The organism is Pseudomonas putida, assembly GCF_009883635.2.
GTDB classification, from domain to species: Bacteria; Pseudomonadota; Gammaproteobacteria; order Pseudomonadales; family Pseudomonadaceae; genus Aquipseudomonas; species Aquipseudomonas putida_W.
This window is the reverse complement of record NZ_CP026115.2, coordinates 627,811-649,565: the sequence shown is the minus strand read 5'-3', so window position 1 is coordinate 649,565 and position 21,755 is coordinate 627,811. Positions and strand designations below refer to the sequence as shown.

Below are 21,755 nucleotides of genomic sequence, written 5' to 3'. Positions count from 1 at the left end.
CAGGGGATGAATCTTCCCGGCCGACCCTTCTTGCTTCTGGGGCGGCAGCCTACAGGTAGACTATTGCGTTGTGGTGAAAGTCACAGCGCACCTGGCGAAAGAAGTACAGGTGTGCACTGAAACGTCTATTTTCAGGTCCGAACAAGGTCCTGTCCAGTACTTAAGACTGCCGCACTTTAGCATTTATCGCCAGTCGCTGCTGTCCGTCCAGGCAACCAGCGCTGCAATACCCGCTGCAACTCGGTGCGGCGGAACGGTTTGCTCAGGTAATCATTCATGCCGGCGGCCATGCAACGTTCGCGGTCACCCTGCAGGGCATTGGCGGTCAAGGCGATGATCGGCAGCTGGGCGCAGGCCGGCAACAGGCGGATGCGCCGGGTCGCTTCGTAGCCATCCATGTGGGGCAGGCGGCAATCCATCAGCACGGCGGCGAACGGCTGCTGGCTGACCTGCTCCACCGCCTGAAGCCCGTCGTGGGCCACGCTGACCTCCATCCCCAGGCTGCGCAACATGGCTTCGATGACGCTCTGATTGACCGGATTGTCCTCCACCAGCAGGATGCGTTTGCCGACTTCGAGCGGTGCATTGGCCCCCGAACTGCCGGGTAGCGTTGCCGATACGGTACTGGCCAGCGGCAGCGGCATTTCCAGGGTAAAGGTCGAGCCCAACCCTTCGCGGCTTTCACCGCGCAGCTTGCCGCCCATGCGTTCAGCCAGGGTGCGGGCGATCGACAGGCCCAGGCCGGTGCCGCCATAGCGTCGCGAAATCGAGCTGTCGGCTTGCTGGAAGGCGACGAACATCATTTCCAGGCGTTCGCTGTCGATGCCGATGCCGGTGTCTCGTACGCTGCAGGTGAACCACAGCAATTGCCGGTCGAGCAGCTGCCAGTGCGCCTCGACCTGCACCTGGCCGCGCTCGGTGAACTTCAGGGCATTGCCGATCAGGTTGAGGAGGATCTGGCGGATGCGCGTCGGGTCGCCGACCACCTGCGGCTGTGCGCCCTCTGCCGGCAACTGCAGGTGCAGTTCCAGGCCGCGCTGCTGGGCGCTGTGCTGGAACGACTGCACGCTGCTGGCGATCAGCTCGACAAGGTTGAAGTCGATGTGCTCAAGCTGCAGCGTCGTGCGTTCGATGCGCGAGAAGTCGAGGATGTCATTGATGACCTTCAGCAAATGCCCGGTGGACTCGCTGGCCACCGCCGTGTAATCCGCCTGTTCACTGGTCAGCTGGGTGGTCTCCAGCAGTTGCAGCATGCCCAGCACGCCGTTCATGGGGGTGCGCAATTCGTGGCTCATCATGGCCAGGAACTCCGACTTGGCGCCGTTGGCCTGTTCGGCTTCCTCGCGTGCCTGGATCAACTGGGCGATGGCCTGCTTCTGTTCGGCGCTGGCCTGGTCCAGGGCATTGGCGAGGTTGTTGATATGCCGCGCCAGGTGGCCGAGTTCGCTGTCGTCGACCACCGGCAGGGGTGCGTTGTACTCACCCTGCTGGATGGCCTTGACCGCATGGCCCATGTCGCTGATCGGCTTGGCCAGGCTCATGGCCAGGCGGCGGGCAAGAAGGAAGGTGAACAGCAGGGCGAACAGCGCCAGGATGCCTGCCTTGATCACGATTTCCTGCTGGCGCTGGCTGAAGGCATCGTCCGACATGCCGACGATCACCCGGCCCAGGTAGTCGTCGCCGATGGCCGGTGTCGGCGCCTTGCCCTGTTGCAGGAAGTCGCTGTCCAGGCGGATCTGCTGCAGGCGGATCGGCGCCTGGAACACTTCCACCTGCTGCGCACGGTTGTTGCTCTCGTCCTGCTGCTCGACGTACACCAGGATGTGGTTGCGGCTGTCCTGCACTTCGAGGAAGCGCACGTGCGGGATGCTCAGGGTGGCGCGCATCAGGCCTTCGAGCACTTCATTGTTACCGGAGATGACACCGTACTCGGAGGCCGGTGCCAGTTGGTTGGCAATCAGCTGCCCGGTGTGGTTCAGCTCCTGGCGCAGATCCTGGATCCGCACGAAGGTGAAAAAGCTGATCAACAGCAAGGTCAGCAACAAGGCCGGGCCCAGGCTGATGATCTGGGTGCGGGTGTGGATGTCCCAGCTCAGGCGTTTGCTCATGGGGTGGGTTCTCCTTCGGCCAGGGCCTTGGCAGTGGCGTTCGGATCGATCGGTTCAAGGCCCAGGGCACGCGCCACCTGCTGGTTGCCGCTGACGCCGTAGCGCGCCGGGTACAGGCTGCGCGGCCAGCGCGCCGGGGGTTGCTCGAGCAGTTGGTCGAGCACCGCCAGCCAGTCATCCTGGTCGCTGTAGGTGCTGGCCAGGGCGCCGGCGCGGACGAAGCCGGCGTTCGGGCCGATCAGCGCCATCTGCCGGCCATAGCTGCTGAGCAGCAGGTTTTTCGCTGTCTTGGAATTGTACAGTTCGGGGTCGTCGAGGCCGAGCAGCACGTCGCTGTTGGCCAGCAGATGTTGCAGGGGCCGGCTGTCGCGTTGGTCCGGCCAGTCCTGGGCGACGATTTCCAGGCCCAGCGGGCGTGCCGCCTGGCGTAGTTCGTCGAGCAGGAAATGGCTGTGCTCACCGTACAGCACGCCGATGCGCTGGGCCTGCGGCAACAGGTAACGGGCCAGGCGCAGCTGCCGCGCCAGCGGCGGGTCGCTCCACAGCAGGGTCAGATACGCAGGGCGCGACTTTCCCAGGCGTTGTTCAGCCTGTACCCGGCTGACGCGCATGGCCAGCGCAGGTGGCCCGCTGTTTTCGCTCAGGCGCCACTCCAGCGCGCTGTTGTCGAGCAGCACCAGGCGCACGTCAGCCTTGAGCTGAGCGGGGCGGGGCAACGCGGCGACGCTCTGGAAACGCACCTGGTCATGGCTGCGGCGGCCTTGCAGGGCTTCGACGAAGCTGCGTACGCCAGGCTGGTCTTCGCCGCCAACCAGCAGGATTTCGCTGGCAGACAGCGTACCCAGTGGCCACAGGCAGAACAGCAGCAGGCGCAGCAGCCGGGCCATCAGAACTCCAGCTCCGCGCTGAAGCTCAGGCGGTGGCGGCTGTCATAACGGTTCTGCTCCACCGTGGTGGGCTGGTCGTCCAGGCGTTGCTGCCACAGCCCGGCCAGCTCCAAGGTGCTGCCCTGGATACGGAAGCGCTTGGCCACGCGCAGGTCGACGCGTTCGTAGCGGTACGTATTGAGGGCGTCGTCACCGTAATAGAACAGCGCGCTCGACCAACCCTCGCCCCATTCGCGCATCCAGCCGGCCGAGCCACTGTTGCGTGCGCTGAGACGACGGTCGGCGGGGTTGCTGGCCCAGGCATCGACATAGGCATAGGTCAGGCGCAGGCGGTCGCGTGGCGCCAGGCGCCAGTCGAACTGCGCCTCGCTGCCGCTGAAGCGAGCCTTGTTGGCGTTGCTGGCGATGTACTGGTTGTTCTTCAGGGGCTCGCTGATCATTCCGGTGATCTCGTCGTAGAACAGCTTCACATCCATGCTCAGGTCGAAGTCGCTGAAGTAGCCGTTATAGCCCAGCTCGCGCGAGCGCATGCGTTCCTGTTCGAGGTCGCCAGGGCCGCGGGTCTTGACGAAGTATTCGGCATTGCGCTGGCCGAATGCGGTGGGGCTCAGGTTCTTGACCGTGTAGCTCCAGTTGACGTTGTTCTCGAACATGTCCGGCGAGCGCACGGCTTCGGAGTACACCGCACGCAGGCCGTGGCGCGGCGTGATCAGGTAGTTCACCGCCATGCGCGGAGTCAGCGAGCTGCCGGACAGGCGCGAGTCTTCGAACATCGCGCCGCCCTGGACAATCCAGTGCTCGTCGGCGCGCCATTCCAGCTGGCCGAACAGGCGCCAGGTCTGGTCGTCGATGCTGCCGTTGAAGTAGGTCTGCGAATCGGCGCGGTCATAGCGGTAGTTCATGCCGCTGAGCAGGCGCAGGCTGTCGGTCAGGCTCAGGGTGTCCTGGACTTCGAGGTCATAGCGGGTCTCGCGGGTGCTCTGGTCGACATCGCCGCAGACCACATTCTTGCCACCCTGGTTGTTCCACTGGTCCTTGATCGCATCGACCAGCGCCTGCTCCTCGGGGTTGCTGCTGCTTGGCGGGTTGTTCGCCCCGCGGGCGACCTTTTCGGCAAAGTCAGGGTTCATCTGCCATAAACGGGTCAACTCGGGGCTGAACGACAGCGCCGCATCGCAGGCGCGCCAGACCTGCTGGCGGTCGAATTGCTGGGCCGAACCCTGCACATACAGGCTGTGCTCGGGATTGAAGTCGATGTTCCAGCGTACCGAGCCGGCATAGTCCTTGGCGTTGACGTCGGCGTTGTCGCCGGCCTGGGTGACGTAGGGGAATACCGGCTGGTAGGTATACGGCCGCTGGTTGCTGCCTTCCTTGGCCGCCAGTTGCCATTCCAGGGTCTGGTCCGGCGCCAGGATGTGGCTGACACTGAGGTTGAAGCGGTTCAGGCGGCGGCTGTCGCGGTAGTCCTGGCCGAACTGGTTCTCGTCGAAGCCATCGTCCTGCTGGCCGGACACCGACAGGCGCATGTCGCCGCCGTCCCAGCCGAAGCCGTGGCTGAGGTAATAGTCGTTGATGCCATCCTGGCCGCGGGTCAGCTTCATGCGCGTGCCGTGGCTGTCGGCCGGGTTGCGGGTGAGGATGTTGACCACGGCCATCAGCGCATTGGCGCCGTAGCTGACGGTGTTGGGGCCGCGAAACACCTCGATGCGCTCGATGTCCTCGATGGCGACCGGGATGTCGCTCCAGTCCACCGTGGCCAAGCCTGCGCGGTACACCGAGCGGCCGTCGATCAGCACCTGCATGCGCCGTGCATCGTTGACGTTGCTGCCGTGGTAGTTGACGGTCGGCTGGTTGCCGGCGCCGTAGCCGATCATCATGCCCGGTACCAGGCGCAACAGTTCGGGGATGTCGCGGGCACCGCTGGCGCGAATCAGCTCGTTGTCGAGTACCGTCATGCTGCCTGGTACCGCCGCCGGGGATTGTTTCAGGCGCGTGGCGGTCAGAACCTGCGGTAGGTCGGTGTTGTCGATGAACAAGTCATCGGCCATGGCCGAGCCGCCGATAAGGGCAGTCAGCAACAGCAGGCGAGGGTAGGGGGGCGGGCCAGGGAACACAGGACAGCCTTGTCTCAGAGTTGAAACAGGCATGTTAACTGACCGAGGCGGTTTTGCCAGTGTGCAGTGGTGTGCTCGCCTTCAAATGTGCAGCGTGGCGGAAATCGAGCGCCGCCCGCGCGGCGCATCGCGGCGAAAGCCGCTCCTGCATTTGTTGCAACGTGGCCATGACAGTGTCATCGGTGTTGCCAGCCTTGGCGCTTGGCAGGGGAATCGTATAATGAGCGGGTCGCCACTTAACTTAATGGCTTTAACGGATTGAATATGACTGAACAGCAACCTGTTGCAGTTCTGGGAGGCGGCAGCTTCGGCACCGCCGTGGCGAACCTGCTGGCCGAGAATGGCGTGCCGGTGCGTCAATGGATGCGCGACCCCGAGCAGGCCGAGGCGATGCGGGTCAATCGCGAGAACCCTCGCTACCTCAAGGGCATCCGCCTGAAGGACGGTGTCGAGCCGGTCAACGACCTGCTGGCCACCTTGCAAGCCAGCGACCTGATTTTCGTCGCGCTGCCTTCGAGTGCCCTGCGCAGCGTGCTGGCGCCCCATGCCGAGCTGCTGCGTGGCAAATACCTGGTCAGCCTGACCAAGGGCATCGAAGCGCAGAGCTTCAAGCTGATGAGCCAGATACTCGAGGAAATCGCCCCTGAAGCCCGCATCGGTGTGCTCTCCGGCCCCAACCTGGCCCGCGAGATTGCCGAGCATGCACTGACCGCCACCGTGGTCGCCAGTGAAGACGAAACACTGTGTCAGCGGGTGCAGGCCGTGCTGCACGGGCGCACGTTCCGGGTCTACGCCAGCAGCGACCGCTTCGGCGTCGAACTGGGCGGCGCGCTGAAGAACGTCTACGCCATCATCGCCGGCATGGCTGTGGCCCTGGGGATGGGCGAAAACACCAAGAGCATGCTGATCACCCGTGCGCTGGCCGAGATGACCCGCTTTGCCGTCAGCCAGGGGGCCAACCCCATGACGTTCCTGGGCTTGGCGGGTGTCGGTGACCTGATCGTCACCTGCTCGTCGCCCAAGAGCCGCAATTACCAGGTCGGCCACGCCCTGGGCCAGGGCCTGAGCCTGGAGCAGGCCGTCAGCCGCCTGGGCGAAGTGGCCGAAGGGGTCAATACGCTCAAGGTGCTCAAGGCCAAGGCCCAGGAAGTGCAAGTCTACATGCCGCTGGTGGCCGGCCTGCACGCCATCCTGTTCGAAGGCCGCACGCTGAACCAGGTGATCGAGCACCTGATGCGCGCCGAGCCCAAGACCGACGTCGATTTCATTTCCATCAGTGGTTTCAACTAAGCGAAGGAGCAGCACATGAACGAAACACCCGAGCGCGCCCAGCGCGAGTCGATCATCCTGCGGGTGCTGTGGATGCTGGTGTTCCTGGTGGTCTGGCAACTGGCCGAGCTGCTGCTCGGTGGCCTGGTACTGGTGCAACTGATCTACCGCCTGGTGTATGGCGCACCAAGCGCCAGCCTGATGAACTTCGGTGACAGCCTGAGCCAGTACCTGGCGCAGATCGGCCGTTTCGGTACCTTCCACACGGACCAGAAACCCTGGCCGTTCGCCGACTGGCCAGCAGCCCGTGCTCCGCAAGGCGAGGCCCCCCATGCGGTGGCCCCGGCACCGCACCCGGTGCGTGACGAGGAGCCTAAGCTGTGAAGCTGTGGGTGCTGCGCCACGGCGAGGCGGAGCCGCGCGCCAACACCGACGCTGAGCGGCGCCTGACCGGCCATGGCCGCGAGCAGGTGCTGCACAGTGCGGCCCGGCTGCTGGGCCAGCCGTTGCAGGCGATCATCGCCAGCCCGTATGTGCGGGCCCAGCAGACGGCTGCGCTGGTGCATGACACCCTGGGCTTCGCCGAGCCCGTGCGCACCGTGCCGTGGCTGACACCTGAAAGCGACGTGCGGCAGGTGATCGGCGAGGTCGAGCGCCTGGGCCTGGAGCATGTATTGCTGGTCAGCCACCAGCCACTGGTGGGTTCGCTGGTCGGCATGCTCGAGCATGGCCACGTTCAGCAGCCTGCCCTCATGAGCACCGCCAGCCTGGCGGAGCTGGAAGGCGACTGGCCGCTGGCAGGGCTGATGACGTTGCGCGCGCTTAGTTCGCCAGTGTGAGCGGAAGCAACTGGCATTTTTGCCAGTTGCCAGGCATTTGGATCCAACAGATGCTTGGCGTCACGATGAACGGCAGATGACAGGGCAGGGAGCATTGAATGAGGGGGTTGGTGCACGAGCTTTTGCGCTCTCTGGATCTGCAGCCCACGATTGAAACCGTGCAGCGTGACCAACGTCTCGATTTCGCCCAGTACGCGCTGTTGCGCGAGGCCGCCGACGCCAAGCTCTATCACCTGATGGGCATAGTCCGTAACAAGGTCGAGCAGCACCCCAGTGACAACCAGTTGGTCGAACAGGACCTGCGCGATCTGCAGAAATCCTGCATGCGCATGTCTCTGCTGCTGCAAACCAGCTGCCTGGCCCTGCGCCGACTGCAACTCGACCTCCAGGAGCAGAGCCTGGCCCGTGAGGCGCTGGAGAGTCAGATTGCCTACATGCAAGCCTGTCTGCGCCGTTCGCTGGCCAGCTTCGACCAGTCGGCGTGACCTGATTGCCCTTGGCGATGACCTTTACAAACGTTGCCGAGTGCCGGCGCGATGCCGACAATGAGCCATCATCCCCGTCCGGACCAGGCGCCATGTCGCAGCAGATCTTCTTCGCCCATGCCAACGGTTTTCCCTCGGCCACCTACGGCAAGCTGTTCGCCGCACTGGCGCCGGATTATCAGGTCAGTCATCTGGCCCAGCACGCCCATGACCCGCGCTTTCCGGTGGACGACAACTGGCAGCAGCTGGTCGACGAACTGCTGTATCACCTGGCGCAGCAGGCGGCGCCAGTGTGGGGCGTCGGCCATTCGCTGGGCGGCGTGCTGCACCTGCACGCCGCCTTGCGCCGGCCCGAGTTGTACCGCGGCGTGGTGATGCTCGACTCACCGTTATTGACCCGCGCAGACCAGTGGCTGCTGCGCACCGCCAAGCGCTTTGGCTTCATCGACCGCATCACCCCGGCTGGCCGGACTCTCGGGCGACGTGAAGCGTTTGCCGACCGTGACAGCGCGCGTGACTATTTTGCCAGCAAGTCGCTGTTCCGCCACTTCGACCCGGATTGCCTGGAAGCCTACCTCGAGCATGGCCTGCAAACGGACGAGGAGGGCTTGCGCTTGCGCTTCGACCCGGCCACCGAGATAAGCATCTACCGCAATATCCCGCACGCCAGCCCGGCGCCTGCGCGCCAGTTGCAGGTGCCCTTGGCAATGGTGCGTGGCGAGCGCAGCAACGTCATCCGCCGTCACCATGCACTGGCGGTGCGCGGCATGCCGCGGGGCGAGTACCACAGCGTGCCGGGCGGGCACATGTTCCCGCTGGAGCGGCCGACCGACACCGCCAGCCTGATCAAGGGCCTGTTCGACCGCTGGAGCCAGGCATGAGCGCGCAGGTCGAGGAAGTGCGCCTGAGCCTGGGCCATATCGAGCTGGCCGCGCACCTGTTCGGCCCGGAGGATGGCCTGCCGGTGATCGCCCTGCACGGCTGGCTGGACAACGCCAACAGCTTCTCCCGCCTGGCCCCGCAGTTGAAGGGTCTGCGCATCGTCGCCCTCGACCTGGCCGGGCACGGTTATTCCGAGCATCGCCCATTGGGCGCGGGTTATGCCTTGGCCGATTACGCTCACGATGTGCTGCGGGTGGCCGAGCAGCTGGGCTGGCAGCGTTTTGCCCTGCTCGGGCATTCGTTGGGCGCGATCATTTCGGTGCAACTGGCCGGCGCCTTGCCAGACCGGGTCAGCCACCTCGCCCTGATCGACGGTGTCATTCCCCCGACCGGCGCCGAGCAGGATGCCGGCGAGCGCCTGGGCATGGCCCTGCAGGCCCAGCTGCGCCTCGATGGCAAGCGCAAGTCCGTTTACCCGACCCTGGAGGAGGGCGTGCAGGCGCGCATGAAGGGTATGGTCGCGGTCAGCCGCGAAGCCGCCGAGCGCCTGGCCCAGCGCGGCCTGATGCCGGTGCCTGGTGGTTACAGCTGGCGCAGCGACAGCCGCTTGACCTTGCCATCGCCGGTGCGCCTGAGCCAGGCCCAGGCCATGGTCTACGTGCGGCGAGTGAGCTGCCCGGCCAGCCTGGTGGTGGCGGCCGACGGCATGCTGGTGCGCCACACCGAACTGCTGGAGCAGCTACCCTTTGAGCAGACTGTGTTGCCCGGTGGGCATCACCTGCACCTGAACGACGAAGTGGGCGCGACCCTTGTCGCAGACTGTTTCAATCGCTTCTTTGGCTTTGCTTGACTTGCACCGGACAAGTGTCGAGGCTTGGCGGGTTGAACAGGGAGACAACAATGCAACTGCCAGACATCCTGGAGCTTCAACCCGGCGCGTCGCGCCGCATGGGTCGCCGATGAGCGCCCCCGTTTCCATCCGTACTGCCATCGCCACCTGCCTCGTGTTGGCCAGCCCCTTGCTGTGGGCCGGCAGCCTGCCCGTGCCGGTGGACGCCAAGATGGTCGACCAGCGCCCGGCCGTGGAGCAGGAACGTGTCTACCCCATGGGCCCGCTGCGCAAGATCAGCGGCCGGCTGCGTGTCGAAGACAAGATCGAAAGCCGTGGCCAGGTCAGCTCGGTCACCTACGAGCTGCCGGTGGAGCGTAGCGCCCGCGAAGCCTTCACCAGCGCACGCGAAGCGCTGCAGCAGGATGGCGGCTACCCGTTGTTCTGGTGCCAGGGCCGCGATTGCGGTGAAGGCAGCCTGTGGGCCAACGACGTGTTTGCCAATGCCCGGTTGAACGGCGGTGACGAGCAGCAGGCGTTCATCCTGCTGCGTCGCTCGGCCGAAGAAGCCGACACCCTGGTCGCGCTTTACAGCGTTACCCGTGGCAACCGCCGCGCCTATCTGCATGTGGAAGAATTCGTCGCCAGCAGCCCGCTGGGCGAGATACTGCCCACTGCTGCCACGGTGCTGCGCGAAATGCGCGACACCGGTAAGCTCGACTACCCTGACCTGGCTGCGCCGCAGGACAGCTGGGTGACCTTGCTGGCGCGCAGCCTGAACCTCGACAGCACCTTGCGCGCGAGCCTGAGTGGCGTCCAGGCCGAGGCCTGGCGCGAGCAACTGGTCAAGGCGGGTGTGCGTGATGGCCGGCTCGAAGTCGGCAGTGCGCCCACCGATGGTCTGCATCTGGAGCTGATCCGTTGAGTGAGCGCCACCATGGCCAATAATGACCGCCTGCTGATCCAGATTCTGCTGCTGGCGCTGCTAGGCGCCGCCCTGTGGGTCATGGCGCCGTTCATCTCCGCGCTGCTGTGGGGGGCTATCCTGGCGTTTGCCAGCTGGCCGCTGATGCGCCTGCTGACGCGTGTGCTGGGGGGGCGTGAAACCCTGGCCGCCAGCCTGCTGACCACTGCCTGGATCCTGATCGTTGCCTTGCCGCTGGTGTGGCTGGGCTTCAACCTGGCCGACCACATTCGCGACGCCACCGCCTTTGTGCGTGACGTGCAGGTCGATGGCCTGCCCGATGCACCTGACTGGCTGGGCGGCATTCCCTTCGTGGGTGAGCGCCTGGTCAGTTGGTGGCAATCCCTCGATCAGCAAGGTGCGGCCTTGCTGGCGTCGATGAAACCGTACCTGGGGCAGGTGGGCAACTGGCTGCTGGCGCGCAGTGCGCAGATCGGCAGCGGTGTGCTGGAGCTGACCCTGAGCCTGGTGTTCGTGTTCTTCTTCTACCGTGACGGGCCGCGGCTGTCGGCTTTCGTGCTGCGGCTGCTGAACCGGTTGGTGGGCGAGCGAGCCGATTACTACCTGGAGCTGGTGGCCGGGACCGTCCAGCGGGTGGTGAACGGTGTGATCGGCACGGCGGCAGCCCAGGCGCTGCTGGCACTGATCGGTTTCCTGATTGCCGGAGTACCCGGGGCGATCGTGCTGGGCCTGGTGACCTTCATGCTCAGCCTGATCCCGATGGGGCCGCCGCTGGCATGGATTCCGGCGACGGGCTGGCTGGTGTGGAAGGGCGAATACGGCATGGCGGTTTTCCTCGGTATCTGGGGCACCTTCGTCATCAGCGGCGTGGACAACGTGCTCAAGCCGTACCTGATCAGCCGCGGCGGCAACCTGCCGCTGGTGATCGTGCTGTTGGGTGTGTTCGGCGGTTTGCTGGCATTCGGCTTTATCGGCCTGTTCATCGGGCCGACCTTGTTGGCAGTCGGTTACAGCCTGCTGCTGGACTGGAGCCGTAACTCGGCGCAAACCCCACAGTAAGGCTGTTTTTACGCATTCTTTATAGCCAGTCCCTCCCTCCGGTCTCGTCCCTTTACGCCCCTCCCTCAGACAATTCCCCCAAAGCGGCCCAGGCCGCACCACGGGGGAGTTGCACTCATGTACATGCTCGACGGGTTGTCACTGCTACTGGCAGTGGCATTGGCGGTTTACCTGCTGGTAGCGCTGCTGCGCGCCGATCGCAGCTAGGGAGCGGCCATGCACAGTTACGATTACTTGTTGCTAGTGGCTTTTTTCGCCATCGTGCTGCTACCGGCACCCTGGCTCGGGCGTTTCTACTACAAGGTCATGGAAGGGCAGCGCACCTGGCTGACGCCCATGCTGGGCCCCGTGGAGCAGGGCTGCTATCGCCTGGCCGGCGTGCGCGCCGACCAGGAGCAGAACTGGAAGCAGTACACGCTGGCGCTTCTGGCCTTCAACCTGGCCGGCTTCCTGCTGCTGTTCAGCGTGCTCCTGCTGCAAGGCTACCTGCCACTCAACCCGCAGCACCTGCCCGGCCAGGAATGGTCGCTGGCCTTCAACACGGCAGTGAGCTTCGTCACCAACACCAACTGGCAGGCCTACAGCGGTGAGGCGTCGGTCAGCTACCTGAGCCAGATGCTCGGCCTGACCGTACAGAACTTCGTCAGCGCTGCCACTGGCCTGGCCGTGCTGGTTGCGCTGTGCCGCGGCATTGCCCGCCGTTCCACCACCAGCCTGGGCAACTTCTGGGTCGACATGACCCGGGCCACCCTCTACGGCCTGCTGCCGCTGTGCCTGCTGCTCGCTCTGCTGCTGGTGTGGCAGGGCGTGCCGCAGACCTTCGCCGACTACGCCCATGCCGTGACCCTGCAAGGCGCCGACCAGACCATTCCACTGGGCCCGGCCGCCAGCCAGATCGCCATCAAGCAGCTGGGCACCAACGGTGGCGGCTTCTTCGGGGTCAACTCGGCGCACCCGTTCGAAAACCCCACGGCCTGGAGCAACCTGTTCGAGGTGGCCTCGATCATCCTGATCCCGGTGGCGCTGGTGTTCACCTTTGGGCACTACGTCAAGGACCTGCGCCAGAGCCGCGCCATCATTGCCTGCATGCTTGGCCTGTTCCTGCTTGGCGGCGCTACCGCACTGTGGTCGGAGTACCAGCCGAACCCGGCGCTGGAAAGCGCCCAAGTGCAGCAGAGCGCGCCCATGGAGGGCAAGGAGAGCCGCTTCGGCACCGCCGCCTCGGTGCTGTGGACCGTGACCACCACGGCGGCCTCGAACGGCTCGGTCAATGCCATGCACGACAGCCTCAACCCGCTGACCGGCATGGTCGCGATGGTCAACATGATGGTGGGCGAAGTGATCTTCGGCGGCGTCGGCGCCGGGCTCTACGGCATGTTGCTGTTCGTGCTGATCGCAGTGTTCCTGGCGGGGTTGATGATAGGCCGTACGCCAGAATACCTGGGCAAGAAACTGCAGGCGCGGGAAGTACAGCTGCTGGTGGCCACCCTGCTGGTGATGCCAGTCGGCGTGCTGGTACTTGCGGCCATCGCCGCCAGCCTGCCAGGGCCAGCCAGCGCGGTAAGCAACCCGGGCGCCCACGGCTTCAGCCAGCTGCTGTATGCCTATACCTCGGCCACCGCCAACAACGGCTCGGCATTCGCCGGGTTTGGCGCCAACACGGTGTTCCACAACGTGATGATCGGCCTGGCCATGCTGATCGGCCGCTTCGGCTACATCCTGCCGATCCTGGCCCTGGCCGGCAGCCTGGCGGCGAAGAAGAGCGCGCCCCAGGGCAGCAACAGCTTTCCCACCCACGGCCCGCTGTTCGCCTGCCTGTTGCTGGTGACCATCCTGCTGGTCGGTGGCCTGACCTTCCTGCCGACCCTGGCCCTCGGGCCGATCGCCGAACAACTGAGCCTGGGTTTCTGAGGAATCATCCATGAACATGCCCATTCCTGAAGTGAACGCCTCACACAGTGCCAAGGACCAGACCCGCTTCGCGGCCCTGTGGCGGCCGGCGCTGGTGCAGGCCTTCGTCAAGCTCGACCCGCGTCAGCTCAAACGGGCGCCGGTGATGCTGGTGGTCGCCCTGACGGCCATCCTCACCACCGCGCTGTGTTTCGCCCCCGGCAATGGCGTCAGCACCGGCGTCGCCGCGCAGGTTGCCCTGTGGCTGTGGTTCACAGTGCTGTTCGCCAACTTTGCCGAGGCCCTCGCCGAGGGCCGTGGCAAGGCTCGCGCCGACAGCCTCAAGGCCGGTAGCCAGGGGCTGACGGCACAGCGCCGCAAACGCGATGGCAGTTTCGAAAGCATCGCGGCCACGGCGCTGCGCAAGGACGATGTGGTACGTGTAGTGGCCGGCGAGATGATCCCCGGTGACGGCGAGGTGCTCGAAGGCATCGCGGCGGTCAACGAAGCGGCCATCACCGGCGAGTCCGCGCCGGTCATCCGTGAGTCCGGCGGCGACCGCTCGGCCGTCACCGGCAACACCCGGCTGGTCTCCGACTGGCTGCTCATCCGCATCACCAGCAACCCCGGTGAGTCGACCCTGGACCGCATGATCGCCCTGGTCGAAGGCGCCAAGCGGCAGAAGACCCCCAACGAAGTCGCCCTCGACATCCTGCTGATCGGCCTGACCCTGATCTTCCTGATCGTGGTGGTGACCCTGCAGCCGTTCGCGCATTTTGCCGGCGGCAGCCTGCCGCTTATCTTCCTCGCCGCGCTGCTGGTGACGCTGATCCCGACCACCATCGGCGGCCTGCTTTCGGCCATCGGCATCGCCGGCATGGACCGCCTGGTGCGGCTGAACGTGATCGCCCGCTCCGGCCGCGCAGTGGAGGCGGCCGGCGACGTGCATACGTTGATGCTCGACAAGACCGGCACCATCACTTTCGGCAACCGCCGCTGCAGCGCCCTGCATGCGGCCCCGAGCGTGACCGCCAAGGAGCTGGGGGAGGGTGCCTTGCTGGCCTCGCTGGCCGATGACACCGCCGAGGGCAAGTCGATCGTCGAATACCTGCGCCAGTTGCACGACTTCGTCGAGCCGTCGCCCGGGCAGTACCAGGCCATCGCCTTCAGTGCCGAGACGCGCCTGTCAGGTATCGACTTCCAGCAGCACCGCTACCGCAAGGGCGCCGTCGACGCCGTACTGGCCTTCGTCGGCATGCAGCGCCTGGACCTGCCCACGGCCTTGGCCCGTGAGGTGGAGCGCATCGCCCAGAGCGGCGGCACCCCGCTGCTGGTTTGCCTGGACAAGCGCCTGCTCGGCGTGATCCACCTCAAGGACGTGGTCAAGCCGGGCATCCGCGAGCGTTTTGCCGAGCTGCGCAAGCTGGGCATCCGCACCGTGATGGTGACCGGTGACAACCCGTTGACCGCTGCGGCCATCGCCGCCGAAGCCGGCGTGGACGATGTGCTCGCCGAAGCCACGCCGGAGAAGAAACTGGCCCGCATCCGCCAGGAGCAGAACGACGGCCGCCTGGTGGCGATGTGCGGCGACGGCGCCAACGACGCCCCCGCGCTGGCCCAGGCGGACGTCGGCATGGCCATGAACGATGGCACCCAGGCGGCGCGCGAGGCGGCCAACATGGTCGACCTGGACAGCGACCCGACCAAGCTGCTGGACGTGGTCCAGGTGGGCAAGGAACTGCTGGTGACTCGCGGAGCGCTGACCACCTTCTCCATCGCCAACGACGTGGCCAAGTACTTCGCCATCCTGCCGGCGCTGTTTGCCGCCATCTACCCGCAGCTCGGCGTGCTCAACCTGATGCACCTGGCCAGCCCGCAGAGCGCGATCCTCTCGGCCATCGTGTTCAACGCGCTGATCATCATCGTGCTGATCCCGCTGGCACTGCGCGGCGTGCGCGTGCAGGCGGCGAGCGCGGCGCACCTGCTGCGGCGCAACCTGCTGATCTACGGGCTGGGCGGCATCATCGTGCCGTTTGCCGGGATCAAGCTGATCGACCTGCTGCTCAATGCCTTGCATCTGGTCTGAGGAGGCCACCATGAACAGTTACGTACGCCCGGCGTTAAGCCTGATCCTGCTGATGACGGTAGTCACTGGCGCGCTGTACCCGCTGGCGGTGACCGGGGTTTCCCAGCTGGCATTTCCCGAGCAGGCCAATGGCAGCCTGGTGCGCGATGAGCGCGGGCAGGTGCGAGGTTCGGCCTTGATCGCCCAGGATTTTCAGGGTGATGGCTGGTTCCATTCACGGCCCTCGGCGGGTGCTTTTGTCACCGTGGCCAGTAGCGCGAGCAACCTGGCACCAAGCAACCCGGCGCTGGCCGAGCGGGTCAAGGGCGATGCTGCAGCGCTATACCAGGCACAGTTGGGGCCGGTGCCGCAGGCCTTGCTGACCACCTCGGGCAGCGGCCTTGACCCGCACTTGCCACCGCAAGCAGTGGCCTACCAGATCCCTCGCGTAGCGGCGGCGCGGCAGGTGCCGGTGGAGCGCTTGCAAGCCTTGCTGGAAGAGGCCACCCTCCACCCATTGATCGGGCCACCGGTGGTCAATGTACTGGCTTTGAACCAGGCGCTTGATCGCCTCTGATGGGTTGGGTTGCGGGCCTCATCGCGAGCTTTGCTCGCTCCTACGGGCGAACGCAATCCCCCGTAGGAGCGAGCAAAGCTCGCGATGAGGCCAGAGAAGCAAATGCAAAACAAAGGATGAAACATGAGTGACTCCACCCGCGCAGATGCGCTGTTGGCCACCCTCCCACGCAGCGGTCGCGGTCGGCTCAAGGTCTTCCTCGGCGCCGCCCCCGGTGTGGGCAAGACCTTCGCCATGCTCCAGGCCGCCCACGCCCAGCAACGCCAGGGCGTGCAAGTGCTGGCCGGGGTAGTCGAAACCCACGGCCGCAGTGAAACCGAAGCGCTGCTCGGCGGCCTGCTCCAGCAGCCGTTGCTACGCAGCGAGTACCGTGGCGTCACCCTCGAGGAAATGGACCTCGACGGCCTGCTCAAGGCTGCCCCGACCTTGGCCCTGGTCGACGAACTGGCCCACACCAACGCCCCCGGCAGCCGTCACGCCAAGCGCTGGCAGGACGTGCAGGAGCTGCTCGCCGCCGGCATCGACGTCTACACCACGGTCAACGTCCAGCACCTGGAAAGCCTCAACGACAAGGTCCGCGGCATTACCGGCGTGCAGGTGCGCGAAACGTTGCCGGACTGGGTGCTGCAGGAAGCCTTCGAGCTGGTGTTGATCGACCTGCCGCCGCGCGAGCTGCTCGAACGCCTGCGCGAAGGCAAGGTGTACGTGCCGGAGCAGGCACGGGCGGCCATCGATGCGTACTTCTCGCAAACCAACCTCACCGCCCTGCGCGAGCTGGCCATGCAGACTGCCGCCGCCCAGGTCGACGCCGACCTGGCCCACGGTTACCGTTTGCGTGGCGAAGCGGCGCCTGCCTTGCGTGGGCGCCTGCTGGTGGGCGTGGATGGCGATGAGCAGGCCGAGCGCCTGGTGCGCCACGCCAGCCGTGTTGCCCAGCGCCGCCACCTGCCGTGGAGCCTGGTGCACGTCGACAACGGCCGGCTGCGTGACGAAGCCGCCCGCCAGCGCCTGCAGGCGGCCCAGCAACTGGCCGAGCGCCTGGGGGGCGAGGTGGTGTTGCTGCGTGCCGGCGAAGTGGCGCGGACCTTGATCCAGCACGCCGCCGAGCGTCGCGCCAGCCTGGTGCTGGTCGGGCAATCCCGTGACCGGCTGCGCCGTCGCCTGTTTGGCGCCGGCGTCGCCACCCGGCTGCTGCGCGAAAGCCATGGCCTGGAGATCAACGTGCTCGACCGCGACAGCCAGGCACGGCCGGCGCGTGCGGCGGTCAGCCGGGTGTGGGTCTGGCGCCACTACCTGCTGGCGCTGGTGGCCACGGTGCTGGCCGCTTGCCTGGCCTGGGGCGTGTCGAGCATGTTGGCGCTGCCCAACATCTCGCTGGTGTTCCTTGCCGCCGTGCTGCTGGTGGCCGTGCGCAGCAGCCTGGGCCCGGCGCTGGCCTGTGCGGCACTGTCGTTCCTGACCTACGACTTCCTGTTCATTCCGCCGAATTTCTCGTTCAGCATCCAGCGCGAGGAAGATGTGCTGACGCTGGTGTTCTTCCTGCTCATGGCGGCCCTCACCGGCAACCTCGCGGCCCGCCAGCGCAGCCAGCTGCAGGCCCTGCGCGAAACCCAGGCCCAGACCAACCAGCTGCTCGACCTGTCGCGCCGGCTGACCGTGGCCACTGACCGCCAGGCCGTGTTCAACGCCGCCGGTCGCCACCTCAATGGCTGGAAAGAGGTGCAGGTGTGCCTGCTGGAGCGCAACAGCGAAGGGCTGCTGCACCTGGCGAGCGGCGAAGCCCAGGCCTTGAGCGACAACGAGCGTGCCGCCGCGGAGTGGGCCTGGCAGCATGGCCAAGCCGCTGGCCACGGCAGTGATACCTTGCCCAACGGGCGCTGGTGGTGGTGGCCGCTGGCGGTTGACGATCAGCCCCTGGCCCTGCTCGGTGTGCGCCCGCGCTCTGGCGAACCGCTGAGTGCCCAGCGTCGGCACCTGCTGATGGCCCTCGGCCAACCCCTGGCCCAGGCGTTGGCCCGTGCCCGCCTGGCCGAACAGCTCGAAGCCGCGCGCCTGCATGGCGAAACCGAACAGCTGCGCAGTGCCTTGCTCGCCTCCGTGTCCCACGACCTGCGAACCCCGCTGACGGCCATGCGCGGCAGCATCGACAGCCTGCTGGCGCTGGGCGAGGCGATCCCGGTCGAAGATCGCCGCGAGCTGCTCGAAGGCACGCGCAACGAAGCCGAACGCCTGGACCGTTACATCCAGAACCTGCTCGACATGACCCGCCTCGGCCACGGCGGGCTCAAGCTTGCCCGCGACTGGGTGGCCCCGGCCGACATTGTCGGCAGTGCCCTCAATCGGCTGCGCGCAGTGCTGGCACCGTTGCACGTACACACCGAGGTGCCCGGCGAGCTGCCGTTGCTGTTCGTGCATGCCGCGCTGATCGAGCAGGCGCTGATCAATGTGCTGGAAAACGCTGCACGCTTCTCGCCCGCCCAAGGCCGTCTGGAGCTGCAGGTTTCGGTGCACGACGAGCAACTGCACTTCGCCGTCAGCGACCAGGGGCCCGGCATCCCGGTAGCCGAACGCGAGAAGATCTTCGACATGTTCTACACCGCTGCCCGTGGTGATCGCGGCGGCCAGGGCACCGGCCTGGGCCTGGCGATCTGCCAGGGCATGATCGGTGCCCACGGCGGGCAAATCCTGGTGGGCGAAGGCATCGATGGCCACGGCACCTGCATCACTCTATGCTTGCCGCTGCCCCAGCAACCCGAAGCCGAAAGCGAAACTCCATGAGCCAGTCCGCCACCCTGTTGGTCATCGACGACGAACCACAGATCCGCAAGTTCCTGCGCATCAGCCTCAGCTCCCAAGGCTACAAGGTGATCGAAGCCGCCACCGGCAGCGAAGGCCTGGCCCAGGCCGCGCTGGCCAAGCCCGACCTGGTGGTGCTCGACCTCGGCCTGCCCGACATGGACGGCCAGCAAGTGCTGCGTGAGTTGCGCGAGTGGAGCGCGGTGCCGGTGCTGGTGTTGTCGGTGCGGGCCAGCGAGGTTCAGAAGGTCGATGCGCTGGATGGCGGTGCCAATGACTATGTGACCAAGCCCTTTGGCATCCAGGAGTTTCTGGCCCGGGTACGCGCGCTGCTGCGCCAGGTACCGCAGTCGGGCGGTAGCGAAGTGACGGCGAGCTTCGGACCGCTGGTGGTGGACTTCGCCTTTCGCAAAGTGACGCTGGATGGCCTGGAGATCGCACTGACGCGCAAGGAGTACGCGCTGCTTGCACAACTGGCGGGGCACCCGGGGCGGGTGATTACCCAGCAACAATTGCTCAAGGACATCTGGGGGCCGACCCATGTCGACGACACCCACTACCTGCGGATCGTGGTGGGGCATTTGCGGCAGAAGCTCGGCGATGATCCGACGGCGCCCCGGTTCATCATTACCGAGGCCGGAGTGGGTTACCGCCTGGTGGCTCCACTCTCATGAATGACACTGAACCCCTGTAGGAGCGGGCTTGTCCCGCGAACACCGGCGGAGCCGGTGCCATGCATATCGCGGGATGGCACCGGCTAAGCCGGTGTTCGCGGGGCAAGCCCGCTCCTACAGGAGATATGCGTGATATCAGGCCCTGGGGGGTTCCTTTTCGAACAGCTGGCGCATGACCTCCAGATAGCGCCTGGCACCCAGGCCCAATGGCCGTGGTTTCAGCCAGATGATGTCCACCCACAGCCGCAAGCGGCTGGCCATGTTATCAAACCGCACCTCGGCCAGTGCCCCCGAAGCAATCAACGGCTCCACCAGCGGCTGCGGCAAGTAGGCCCAGCCCAGGCCGGACTGCACCAGGTCGAGCGTCGCCAAATAGCTGTCGGTCAACCATATCCGCCGCGACAGCACCATGCGCGGGTCCGAGCCGGTGGCTTTGCCCGAAGCCACGATGATCTGCCGCTGTTCGGCAAACGCTTCCTCAGGTAGCGGTGTACCGCTGTTGCTGCCAGCGGGGTGACGCGGTGAAGCGACAGCCACCAGCAGTTGGCTGCCCGCTTCGAGAAAGGATTCGCGCTCATCGATCCCTGGCCGTTCGAACACCAGCGCCAGTTGTACGCTGCCTTCATGCAGCAAACGCACCGCTTCGGTCTGGGTCGCCGAGCGCACTTCGATCTCCAGGCTGGGAAACTCCTTCGCCAGGGTTTCCAGCGGCTGGCTCCAGCGGCCGGTCTGCAGCTCCGGGGCCATGGCGATGGTCAGGCGTTTTTCCAGCCCCTGGTGCAGTTGCAGGGCTTGGGCGTCGAGCAGGTTGAGCTGGCAGATCACCTGCCTGGCTTGCGGCTCCAGCGCCAGGGCAGCACTGGTAGGCAGGGCTTTACGTGTAGCCCGGTCGAACAGGGCCAGGTCCAGCTCGGCTTCCAGTTGCGCGATCGCCATGCTCACGGCCGACGGTACACGCCCCAGCTTCCGAGCAGCTGCAGAAAACGACCCGGCATCCATGACTGCAAGGAAAATTGCCAGGGAGTCGCTGGTAAAGGCCATTGTCAGTAAACCTGATGATAATTGTCTTTTGTGGTTGGAAATTATGAACATTAATGCACGACTCGGACAATCCCGCCAAGGAGAAGCAGGTGCAAAGACCCGTCGCATGGCATGTCACCCACTGGAGTGCAGACCCGTTCAGCCTCGGTGCCTACAGCGCACTGCTGCCAGGGGGGACCGGACAACACCGGTCAGTCCTTGGCCAGGTGCTGGAGAAGCGGCTGGTCATCGCCGGGGAGGCCTGTAGCGCCACTGCTCCGGCGATGACCCATGGAGCATGGGAAGATGGCCTGCGTGCTGCCGGGGCGGCTTTGAATGCCGGCGCTCGCAAGGTGATCGTGATCGGCGCTGGGTGCGCGGGGCTGGCTGCTGCGCGGTCCTTGCGCGAGCAAGGCATCGAATGCGTCGTTCTGGAGGCCAGGGGGCGAACGGGTGGGCGCACGCACACTATCGAACTGGGTGGCGTGTGGGCAGATGAAGGTGCTGCATGGCTTCAGCATTTCGCCGACAACCCTTTGGCCGCCCTTGCCCTGCAGCAGGGGTTGGCTTGCGTCGAGACCGACTTTGGCAACCCGCTCGCTGCTGCACGCGGCGGGGTGCTGCCTGACATCGACGGTGCCTGGTTGGCCCTGACGGAAAATATCGATCGGCGTTTGCCCTTGTCTGATGCCATCGACCGCTACATGGCCTGCCTCGACCCAGCGCACGCGCGAGCGACGCAATTTGCCATCGACGGCAACCTGGTACTGGAAGCGTGCCTGCCCGTGAAGCAGTTGTCGGTCTGCGCTCTGGACGAAGGGGGTGTCGGGCATGGGGATCGCATGCTGCCCGGTGGGTACAGCGAACTTGTAGATTGCCTGGCGCAGGGGCTGGATATTCGCCTGAACAGTCCGGTGACGTCCATCGACTGGTCAGGCGCGAAGGTCGTGGTCAATGACCAGTCGTGCGATTTCTGCATTTGTACAGTCCCTCTGGGCGTGTTGAAAGCGCTGCACTTCAACCCCGCGCTACCAGACGCCCAGCAACAAGCGCTGGCACACTTGGCAATGGGCAAGCTGGAAAAGGTGATTCTGCAATTCGATGAGCGTTGGTGGCCGCGATCCTCCTCGGGCTACCTGCGCTGGTACGACGAGCCTGCCAGTTGGGGGGAGTGGCTGGACCTGACCGACGCGGTGGGCAAGCCCACCATTGCCGGGTTGATTGCCGCCGATGCGATCGAGCGGCAGTTTACCGGGCGCACCGATGAGCAGATCGCCATGGCGGCCTGCGAGGCGTTGCAGGCGTGGGCCGCAGCGTTGGGGCCCACACCTTGACA

General features: G+C 65.6%; 19 protein-coding genes. 15 read left to right on the top strand and 4 right to left on the bottom strand.

From position 1 onward, the window contains the following. Positions 1-176 precede the first annotated feature (176 nt). Genes C2H86_RS03015 through C2H86_RS03005 form a run of 3 tightly spaced genes read right to left on the bottom strand, consistent with a single transcriptional unit; the run spans position 177 to position 5,142 of the window. Positions 177-2,108 (bottom strand): response regulator, encoded by a 1,932-nt coding sequence (locus C2H86_RS03015; protein ID WP_159411384.1) that lies wholly within the window; start codon positions 2,106-2,108, stop codon positions 177-179. Continuing rightward, positions 2,105-2,995: an ABC transporter substrate-binding protein gene (locus tag C2H86_RS03010; RefSeq protein ID WP_159411383.1), complete on the bottom strand. Its 891-nt coding sequence runs from the start codon at positions 2,993-2,995 to the stop codon at positions 2,105-2,107. Before C2H86_RS03010 ends, C2H86_RS03015 begins: the two co-directional genes overlap by 4 nt. Further along, on the bottom strand, positions 2,995-5,142 hold the full coding sequence (locus C2H86_RS03005; RefSeq protein ID WP_205524595.1) for a TonB-dependent receptor plug domain-containing protein: 2,148 nt from the start codon (positions 5,140-5,142) through the stop codon (positions 2,995-2,997). The genes C2H86_RS03010 and C2H86_RS03005 overlap by 1 nt, the downstream gene beginning before the upstream one ends. Positions 5,143-5,373: 231 nt before the next feature. On the opposite strand from C2H86_RS03005, the gene C2H86_RS03000 reads away from it, so the two are divergent. From C2H86_RS03000 to C2H86_RS02935, 14 genes are all read left to right on the top strand, one after another. Further along, positions 5,374-6,399, top strand: a complete 1,026-nt coding sequence (locus C2H86_RS03000) for an NAD(P)H-dependent glycerol-3-phosphate dehydrogenase (RefSeq protein WP_159411381.1) — start codon at positions 5,374-5,376, stop codon at positions 6,397-6,399. 15 nt (positions 6,400-6,414) lie between these two features. Further along, positions 6,415-6,762: a DUF4389 domain-containing protein gene (locus tag C2H86_RS02995; RefSeq protein ID WP_159411380.1), complete on the top strand. Its 348-nt coding sequence runs from the start codon at positions 6,415-6,417 to the stop codon at positions 6,760-6,762. After that, positions 6,759-7,217: a phosphohistidine phosphatase SixA gene (gene sixA / locus C2H86_RS02990; protein WP_159411379.1), complete on the top strand. Its 459-nt coding sequence runs from the start codon at positions 6,759-6,761 to the stop codon at positions 7,215-7,217. Before C2H86_RS02995 ends, sixA begins: the two co-directional genes overlap by 4 nt. A 98-nt stretch (positions 7,218-7,315) precedes the next feature. Beyond that, positions 7,316-7,702 carry a hypothetical protein gene (locus C2H86_RS02985; protein WP_205524594.1) on the top strand — a complete coding sequence of 129 codons (387 nt, stop codon included), beginning with the start codon at positions 7,316-7,318 and terminating at the stop codon, positions 7,700-7,702. Between the two features lie 92 nt (positions 7,703-7,794). Continuing rightward, on the top strand, positions 7,795-8,583 hold the full coding sequence (locus C2H86_RS02980) for an alpha/beta fold hydrolase (RefSeq protein ID WP_159411377.1): 789 nt from the start codon (positions 7,795-7,797) through the stop codon (positions 8,581-8,583). Beyond that, a complete protein-coding gene (locus tag C2H86_RS02975; protein WP_159411376.1) occupies positions 8,580-9,434 on the top strand; it encodes an alpha/beta hydrolase in 855 nt (284 codons plus the stop codon). Before C2H86_RS02980 ends, C2H86_RS02975 begins: the two co-directional genes overlap by 4 nt. 109 nt (positions 9,435-9,543) lie before the next feature. Then, positions 9,544-10,338, top strand: coding sequence for a DUF4892 domain-containing protein (locus tag C2H86_RS02970; RefSeq protein WP_159411375.1), 795 nt, complete (start codon positions 9,544-9,546; stop codon positions 10,336-10,338). Positions 10,339-10,350: 12 nt separating this feature from the next. Further along, positions 10,351-11,397, top strand: coding sequence for an AI-2E family transporter (locus C2H86_RS02965; RefSeq protein WP_159411374.1), 1,047 nt, complete (start codon positions 10,351-10,353; stop codon positions 11,395-11,397). Positions 11,398-11,514: 117 nt separating this feature from the next. After that, positions 11,515-11,604 carry a K(+)-transporting ATPase subunit F gene (gene kdpF / locus C2H86_RS02960; protein ID WP_033696222.1) on the top strand — a complete coding sequence of 30 codons (90 nt, stop codon included), beginning with the start codon at positions 11,515-11,517 and terminating at the stop codon, positions 11,602-11,604. Between the two features lie 9 nt (positions 11,605-11,613). Next, positions 11,614-13,308: a potassium-transporting ATPase subunit KdpA gene (gene kdpA / locus C2H86_RS02955; protein ID WP_159411373.1), complete on the top strand. Its 1,695-nt coding sequence runs from the start codon at positions 11,614-11,616 to the stop codon at positions 13,306-13,308. A gap of 10 nt (positions 13,309-13,318) precedes the next feature. Further along, positions 13,319-15,373 (top strand): potassium-transporting ATPase subunit KdpB, encoded by a 2,055-nt coding sequence (gene kdpB, locus C2H86_RS02950; protein WP_159411372.1) that lies wholly within the window; start codon positions 13,319-13,321, stop codon positions 15,371-15,373. Positions 15,374-15,383: 10 nt separating this feature from the next. Continuing rightward, a complete protein-coding gene (gene kdpC, locus C2H86_RS02945) occupies positions 15,384-15,929 on the top strand; it encodes a potassium-transporting ATPase subunit KdpC (protein ID WP_159411371.1) in 546 nt (181 codons plus the stop codon). A 123-nt stretch (positions 15,930-16,052) separates the two neighbouring features. Beyond that, positions 16,053-18,707 (top strand): sensor histidine kinase, encoded by a 2,655-nt coding sequence (locus tag C2H86_RS02940; RefSeq protein ID WP_159411370.1) that lies wholly within the window; start codon positions 16,053-16,055, stop codon positions 18,705-18,707. Then, positions 18,704-19,399, top strand: coding sequence for a response regulator (locus tag C2H86_RS02935; protein WP_159411369.1), 696 nt, complete (start codon positions 18,704-18,706; stop codon positions 19,397-19,399). The genes C2H86_RS02940 and C2H86_RS02935 overlap by 4 nt, the downstream gene beginning before the upstream one ends. Positions 19,400-19,534: 135 nt before the next feature. Here the strand turns inward: C2H86_RS02935 and C2H86_RS02930 are convergent, their stop codons facing one another. Further along, positions 19,535-20,440, bottom strand: coding sequence for a LysR family transcriptional regulator (locus tag C2H86_RS02930; RefSeq protein ID WP_110639044.1), 906 nt, complete (start codon positions 20,438-20,440; stop codon positions 19,535-19,537). A gap of 53 nt (positions 20,441-20,493) precedes the next feature. On the opposite strand from C2H86_RS02930, the gene C2H86_RS02925 reads away from it, so the two are divergent. Further along, entirely contained in the window at positions 20,494-21,753 is a 1,260-nt protein-coding gene (locus C2H86_RS02925) for a flavin monoamine oxidase family protein (RefSeq protein ID WP_159411368.1), read from the top strand. The last annotated feature ends 2 nt before the right edge of the window (positions 21,754-21,755 follow it).